The 6,607-nt window shown below is 61.3% G+C and carries 7 protein-coding genes; 2 read left to right on the top strand and 5 right to left on the bottom strand.

Annotated elements, in window-relative coordinates:
* From FEV53_RS15480 to FEV53_RS15460, 5 genes are all read right to left on the bottom strand, one after another.
* Positions 1 to 514: alcohol dehydrogenase catalytic domain-containing protein (locus FEV53_RS15480; RefSeq protein WP_185962248.1), on the bottom strand; the 514-nt coding region annotated here is incomplete at its 3' end.
* A gap of 23 nt (positions 515 to 537) precedes the next feature.
* Complete coding sequence (locus FEV53_RS15475; protein WP_142835700.1) at positions 538 to 1,509, bottom strand: sugar-binding transcriptional regulator; 972 nt, start codon at positions 1,507 to 1,509, stop codon at positions 538 to 540.
* Between the two features lie 12 nt (positions 1,510 to 1,521).
* A complete protein-coding gene (locus FEV53_RS15470) occupies positions 1,522 to 2,340 on the bottom strand; it encodes a carbohydrate ABC transporter permease (protein WP_142835699.1) in 819 nt (272 codons plus the stop codon).
* Between the two features lie 3 nt (positions 2,341 to 2,343).
* Complete coding sequence (locus FEV53_RS15465; RefSeq protein ID WP_142835698.1) at positions 2,344 to 3,210, bottom strand: carbohydrate ABC transporter permease; 867 nt, start codon at positions 3,208 to 3,210, stop codon at positions 2,344 to 2,346.
* Positions 3,211 to 3,284: 74 nt separating this feature from the next.
* Positions 3,285 to 4,628: an ABC transporter substrate-binding protein gene (locus FEV53_RS15460; RefSeq protein ID WP_142835697.1), complete on the bottom strand. Its 1,344-nt coding sequence runs from the start codon at positions 4,626 to 4,628 to the stop codon at positions 3,285 to 3,287.
* A 142-nt stretch (positions 4,629 to 4,770) separates the two neighbouring features.
* Between FEV53_RS15460 and FEV53_RS15455 the strand changes: the two genes are divergently transcribed.
* Together FEV53_RS15455 and FEV53_RS15450 are read left to right on the top strand one after the other, a co-directional pair.
* Complete coding sequence (locus FEV53_RS15455; RefSeq protein WP_142835696.1) at positions 4,771 to 5,787, top strand: ABC transporter ATP-binding protein; 1,017 nt, start codon at positions 4,771 to 4,773, stop codon at positions 5,785 to 5,787.
* Positions 5,788 to 5,799: 12 nt separating this feature from the next.
* Positions 5,800 to 6,534 carry an HAD family hydrolase gene (locus FEV53_RS15450; protein WP_142835695.1) on the top strand — a complete coding sequence of 245 codons (735 nt, stop codon included), beginning with the start codon at positions 5,800 to 5,802 and terminating at the stop codon, positions 6,532 to 6,534.
* Positions 6,535 to 6,607: the final 73 nt, after the last annotated feature.

The following is a 6,607-nucleotide window of genomic DNA, read 5'->3' as shown; positions in this document are numbered from 1 at the left end:
GGGCGATGTCACCGGGCTTGATCTTCGCACGGGCGGCGGCCTGCATGCCGATGGCAAAGGGCTCGACCATGGCGCCTTCGGCAAAGCTCACGTGGTCTGGCAATTTGTAGGTGAACGCGGCGGGATGCACGACCGAAGGCGTCAGGCAGCCATGGACCGGCGGCGTCGCCCAGAACCGCACTGATGGATCGACATTGTAGACCCCGAGCTTGGCGGCGCGCGAGCGCATATTCGGAATGCCCGGCTCCATGCAGACGCGGTCACCCACGGCGAGGCTGGTCACATCGCGACCGACCTCGGTCACCGTCCCGGCGGCCTCGTGGCCAAGCACCATGGGCTCGGTCACCACAAAGGGCCCGATTTTCCCATGGGTGTAATAATGCACGTCGCTGCCGCACACGCCGACCGTGTGGATCGCGATCCGCACATCCTCCGGCCCGAGCGTGTCAGGCAGGTCGATCTCCCGCAGCGAGAGGCGGTCTTTTTCTTCGAGCACGAGGGCCTGTTGTACCACGGAAAGGATCCTGTTCCTGGGTCTCAGTCTCCAGCCGCCTCAAGCAGCCGGAGCGCAGTCGTCTCATCGGTCACCAGCGTATCCACCAGCCGCCGTCGGAGCGCGGCTAGCAGGATCGGGACTTTGTGAACGCCCCCCGCCGCGAGGATCACGTTGGGGATGCGGGCGATGTCATCAAGGGTCAGGCCGATGACCCGGTCATTGATCTCGTGGTCGATGGGGGCGCCGTCGGCGTTCAGGACATAGCCGGTGATGTCGCCGACCCCGCCGAGCCGCACCAGCGCGTCCCGGTCAATGTCCCGGGGCAGCGCATCGCGGACAAGGAGCGAGCTGTCGAGGTCGCCCGTGGCCAATGCGATGGCCTTGCAGGCGCGGATCTTTTCCAGCTGCTCGGCAATGACGTCCTGCTCCAGGAACATGTCCCGGCTGGCGGCGCTGCCAGCATAAAGCGGCGCGGTGAAGAAGCTGTGGCGGGAATTGCAGAGGTCCGAGAGGCGCGTGGTAATCTCAAAACCATTCACGTCGGACCCGCGCACAACGCCTCCCATGATCGACAGGATCTCCAGATCGGGACGGTTCACCGGCGGCATATGACGGGTCGCGTGATTTAGGGTGTTGCCCCAAGACATACCAAAAGTCGTCAGATTGGGGTCTGCGAGGACCTGCGCCAGATGCGCCCCGAGGCCCGCCCCCACCAGCGGGGTCACAGAGGCCGGATGTTCCGGCGCGGGCACGATCACCGCGCGCATCAGACGAAAGCGGTGCTCGATCTTCCATTCGAGTTCTGCCGAAGCGGCATAGATCGACTCCACATTCACCCGCAGGATCCCCCGCCGACGCGCCTCTTGCAGCCCCTTGTTGACCCGGAGCCGGGAGATGCCGAAGCGATCGGCCGCTTCACTCTGGGTCAGCCCCTCGACCTCACAGGCCCAGGCCAGCCGGACAAGGAGTTGCTCTTCGGTATCGATCTGGTCGATCTTGATGTAGCGCGACATTGGGGCCTCCTCTTACTTGACCGCCCCCATGGTCAGACCGCGCACCAGTTGCTTTGACGCGATCAGCGCAAAGATCAGAACCGGGATCACGATCAGGGTCGAGGTGGCCATGATCTTGCCATAGGGCAGGTTGTACCCTTCCATAAAGGAGACAGCCATGGCAGGCGCGGTCTTGGCCTCCGAGCGGGTCAGGATCAATCCGAACAGCAGCTCGTTCCACGAAAAGATGAAGGAAAAGATCGCGGAGACCGCGATGCCCGGCATGGCCAGAGGCAGGCAGATCTTGCGCATGATGGTCCATTGGGACGCCCCTTCGAGGCGCGCGGCCTCATCCAGATCATAGGGGATCCCGCGAAACTGGTCGGTGACGATCCAGATGACGATGGGCAGGTTGAACGTCAAGTAAATCAGAACCAGCGTGATATGCTTGTCGAGCAGCCCGAGATTGCGCGCGATCAGGAAGAACGGCAGCGCGAGCACGATCGGGCTGACCATGCGGTTGGTGATGAACCAGAACCAGAGGTCCTTTTTGCCGCGGAACTCAAAGCGCGCGAGGGCAAAGGCGGCGGGCACCCCCAGCACCAACGCCAGAAGCGTGGTCGAGACGGCGATGACCAGCGAGTTGATCAGCGTCCGCAGCACCCCATCCTCGAACAGCGCTTCCCTGTAATTGTCGAGGGTCGGCTCAAAGATCCAGACCGGTGGCGCCTCCAGTGCCACGACCTGTGTTTTCAGCGACGTGGTCACCATCCAGTAGAACGGGAATACACAGAGTGCGATCACGAGGATCAGGAGCACGATCTGCCAGAGGAGAGAGCGGGGTTGGGTCATGGCTCAGACCTCCTTGTAAAAGACGCGGATGTAGATGCGGGCGAGGATGATGGTGATGATCAACAGGATCACCGCCTGCGCCGAGGCGAGCCCCTGATCGAACGCCCGGAACCCGACGCGCTGGATCATCAGCGAAATGAACTCCGTCGCCGCGCCCGGTCCGCCCCGGGTCAGGGTAAACACCATGTCGAAGAGTTTCAGCGTATCGGCGGTGCGCAGTATCAGCACCGCAGTGAGGCCGGGCAACAGAAACGGCAGTTGCACATGGCGCAGGATCACCCACCAACTCTTGGTCTCCAGTCGCGCGGCCTCCTCGACCTCGCCTGGAACCATGGTCAGGCCAGCCAGCAGCACGAGCGCCACGAACGGAGTCCACTGCCAGACATCCCAGAAGATGATCATCGCAAAGGCGTTTTGGGGATCTCCAATCCAGTTGATATCGGCCCCACCGAGAAGCTGATTCATAACGCCGAATTTCTGGTTGAACATCACCTGCCCCAGCAGGCCCACCACCGCGTAAGTGGTCGCCATGGGCAGAACGAGGCTGAGCCGGGCAAGCGTTTTCAGGAGGGTCAGGCCGGGCTGATGCAGCAGGAGCGCGATCCCAAGCCCGAGTGCGATCTGCAAAGGCAGCGCTGTGCCGAGCAGAAAGAAGGTCCGCCCCATGGCCTGCCAGAACACCCCGTCGGTGAGTACCGTCCAGTAGTTCTCAAGACCGATGAACTCGATCTTTTTCAGCTTGGTCAGGTTAAAGAAATGCAGAGAGGTCCAGAGCGCGTAGAGCAGCGGCGCAATCCCCACGAGCGCCAATCCCAGCACCGCGGGTCCCAGAAAACCCAGCAATGTGCCACGCGAAACCTTGTTCTGCATCTCATCCTCCGCCTCGGGTCTGTCTGTGGCGGACGGCGCAGCCGCGCCGCCCCCCGTATCGCACTGGGCCGGGCTTACTGGGCCAGCGGCTTTTCACCGTCGTAGTAGCCGGCGGCCTCAAGCACTTCTTCCATGCGGGTGCCGATCTCCTGCGCGCCCTCCTCGGTGGAGACCTCGCCCAGCATCATCTTCGTGCCCCACTCCTGCACGATTTCGGTGATTTCAGGCCATTCGGCAAAGCGCGGACGGAATTCCGGCACGCCGTCCTGCCAGCTTTCGACCAGCGCCGGGACGAATTTGTAGGTCTCCGCGAGGCTCTCATCGGCATAGGCGGACTGACGCGCGGGTACGCCGCCCCGTTCCAGATATTCGCCCGCATTGGCCTTGGAGGTTGCCCACTGGATGAACAGCCAGGCAGCGGCCTTTTCATCGTCATCGGCCTGCTCCGCCACCGCCAGCGAGAAGCCACCGAGCGCCGGTTTCCGGCCTGCGGGTCCCTTGGGCTCCGGCGCGATCTCGACGCAATCAGCCACGGCGGAGGTGTCGGGTGAGACCACGGTGGAGTAGAAAGCCGACCATTCGGTGATCATCGCGACGTCGCCCTGTGCAAAGCCGTTCACCGTCTCTGCATGGTCATAGGCCACGATGCCGTCGGGCATGTATTGCATCAGATCCTGACGGAACTTCAGACCAGCCTGACTCTCCTCGCTGTTGAGGTTCGAGCGGAATTCGTCGTTCAGGAACGAACCGCCAAAGGGCCAGAGCACTCGGGCAAAGCTGTCGGCGGACTGGGTTTCGTTGCGCTTGGACTGTAGAGCAAAGGCGTATTTGCCGTCCTTGGTCAACGCAGGGCCATAGGTATCCTTCAGCTCTTCCCAGGTCTCCGGCGGCCCGTCAAAGCCCGCCTCTTCGAGCATACAACGATTATAGAACATCAGACCTGAATAGTTATCAAAGGGCAGGCCATAAATGGTGTCATTCCAGCCGCCAAACGCGTTCAGCACCAGCGGGAAGAAATCATCCATGTCCAGATCGGGATCAATGATTTCGGGGTAGTCCGCCTTGATCTGATCGACCGGCACGATCCACTCGTTCTCGGCGAAATTGCCGATCCAGACGAGGTCGATCAGAGCGATATCCAGATCACCGCCCGCCACGAAATCCCGCACCTGCTCACCCAGAGCATTCTCATAGGGGTGCTTGATGACGTTGACCTTAATACCGGTCTCCTCTTCGAAGGCGGGCAGCATGGCCTCGATCGCCTCGTAACCGGGGCGCAGCAGGAACACGACATCCACGGTGGTCCCCGCATAGGGGGCGGCGGCGTCCTTCAGGCTCCAGCCATGACTTTCCGCCAGAGCGCCGGTGGCCACAATCCCGGCAATGGCTGAGGTGCAGAGCAACTTTCTGAGCTTCATTGTTTTCCTCCCAGAGTAAAATGTCGTCTATTGTCCGATAGGGCTTATAAAAGTATTGACCAAACCCTTATGTCAATACAAAAGTATTCATTAAGACATTTTTGTAAAATCGGCGCAGGTCGGATGAGGAGAGGGGCGCGGAATGGCGGGAATAGACATTCAGGGGCTGAACAAATTCTACGGGGCCACGCAGGCCCTCTTCGATGTGAGCCTTCAGATCGAGGATGGAGAGTTCTGCGTCTTTGTCGGTCCCTCGGGTTGCGGGAAGTCCACGTTGCTGCGCACTCTCGCGGGCCTCGAAGGGGCCGAATCCGGGACAATCCGCATCGGCGACAGGGACGTCACAAACGCCGAACCCGCTGACCGCGACATCTCTATGGTGTTTCAGTCCTACGCGCTCTACCCGCACATGTCAGTCCGCGAGAACATGGAATTCGGCATGAAGGTCAACGGCTTCGACAAGGCGCTCCAAGTCGAGCGGATCAAGGAAGCCGCCAGAATCCTGCAACTCGAAGACTATCTCGACCGCAAACCCGGGCAACTCTCCGGCGGTCAGCGGCAACGCGTCGCGATAGGCCGGGCGATTGTGAAAAACCCCGCTGTCTTTCTCTTCGACGAGCCACTGTCGAACCTCGATGCCAAACTCCGCGTGGCGATGCGGGTGGAACTGGAAGGGCTGCATAAGCAGCTTGGCTCAACAATGGTGTATGTCACCCACGATCAGGTGGAAGCGATGACCATGGCCGACAAGATCGTCGTGCTGAACGGCGGGCGGATCGAACAGGTCGGCTCGCCCATGGACCTCTACCACCGTCCCGTTTCGCGCTTCGTCGCGGAGTTTATCGGTTCGCCGGCGATGAACGTCTTCGATGCCGGTGTCGTGACTGGTTTGCCGCTGAAACCCGGCACTGAACTCATTGGCTGTCGGCCTGAACATTTCGACCTTGTCGCTCCGGGTGCTGGCAACGTGGACGCGATGGTCCGGAACAAGGAACGTCTGGGTGCCGAAACGCTGCTCTACCTCACCGTGGGAGATGGGACCGAGCTGGTGGCGCGGCTGGATGGGGATGATGAGACGCAGATCGACGCCCAGTTGGGGCTCCGCATTCCCGGACACCGCCTGCACCAGTTCGACGCCGACGGCCTCGCTCTGCGCTGACGGACCGGCCTGATGACTGAGGAAGGGCATATCGAATATCTGCGGCCAGAGGTCGCTCTGGTGATCTTCGACTTCGATGGCGTGGTGGCCGACAGCGAAATGATCTCGCTCGGCACGTTGCAAGCGAGCCTGTGCGACCTCGGGATCGACATGTCTCTCGAGGCATTACAGGCGCGCTTTCTCGGAACTTCGGTCAGAACCATTGCGACGTTCCTTGAGGATAACGGGCGTGGCGACAGCTTCGAGGCCTTCCGGCGAGATTGGGAAGCCCGCCTTTTCACACAGTTCCGGAGTGCCCTCCGCCCCATGTCCGGCATCGAAAGCCTTCTCGATGACCTTGATGATGCCGGGATCGCGTATTGCATTGCGTCGAGCAGCAGCTTCGAACGTCTGGGCGTGGCCCTCAGTGCGATCGGACTCGAACAGCGCTTTAACCATGTGTTCAGCGCCGAGCTGGTCAGCAGAGGGAAGCCCGCGCCTGATCTCTTTCTCCATGCCGCTGAGAAGCTGGCCACGCGCCCGGAAGAGTGCGTCGTCATAGAGGACTCGCCGGTCGGGATCGCCGCCGCCGAGGCCGCCGGGATGCGGGCAATCGGGTTCCTTGGCGGGGACCATCTCGCTCGGCCTATGCTCCATAATGCCCATGCTGAACTGCTAAAGACGAAAGGCGCGTCGTGCGTCGTCCGGTCCCACACCCAGATCCGTCTGACGCGACGCCAACTAGGGCGCGCGAGCAGACCCAGATGACAGGAAGAGCGACAGATCCTCCTCTTAGATCTCATTTATGCGTTTCTGCGAACCGGCATGCAGGACGCCCGGA

This window comes from Palleronia caenipelagi, assembly GCF_007004065.1.
Taxonomy (GTDB): Bacteria; Pseudomonadota; Alphaproteobacteria; order Rhodobacterales; family Rhodobacteraceae; genus Palleronia; species Palleronia caenipelagi.
This window is presented reverse-complemented; position numbering and strand designations above follow the sequence as displayed.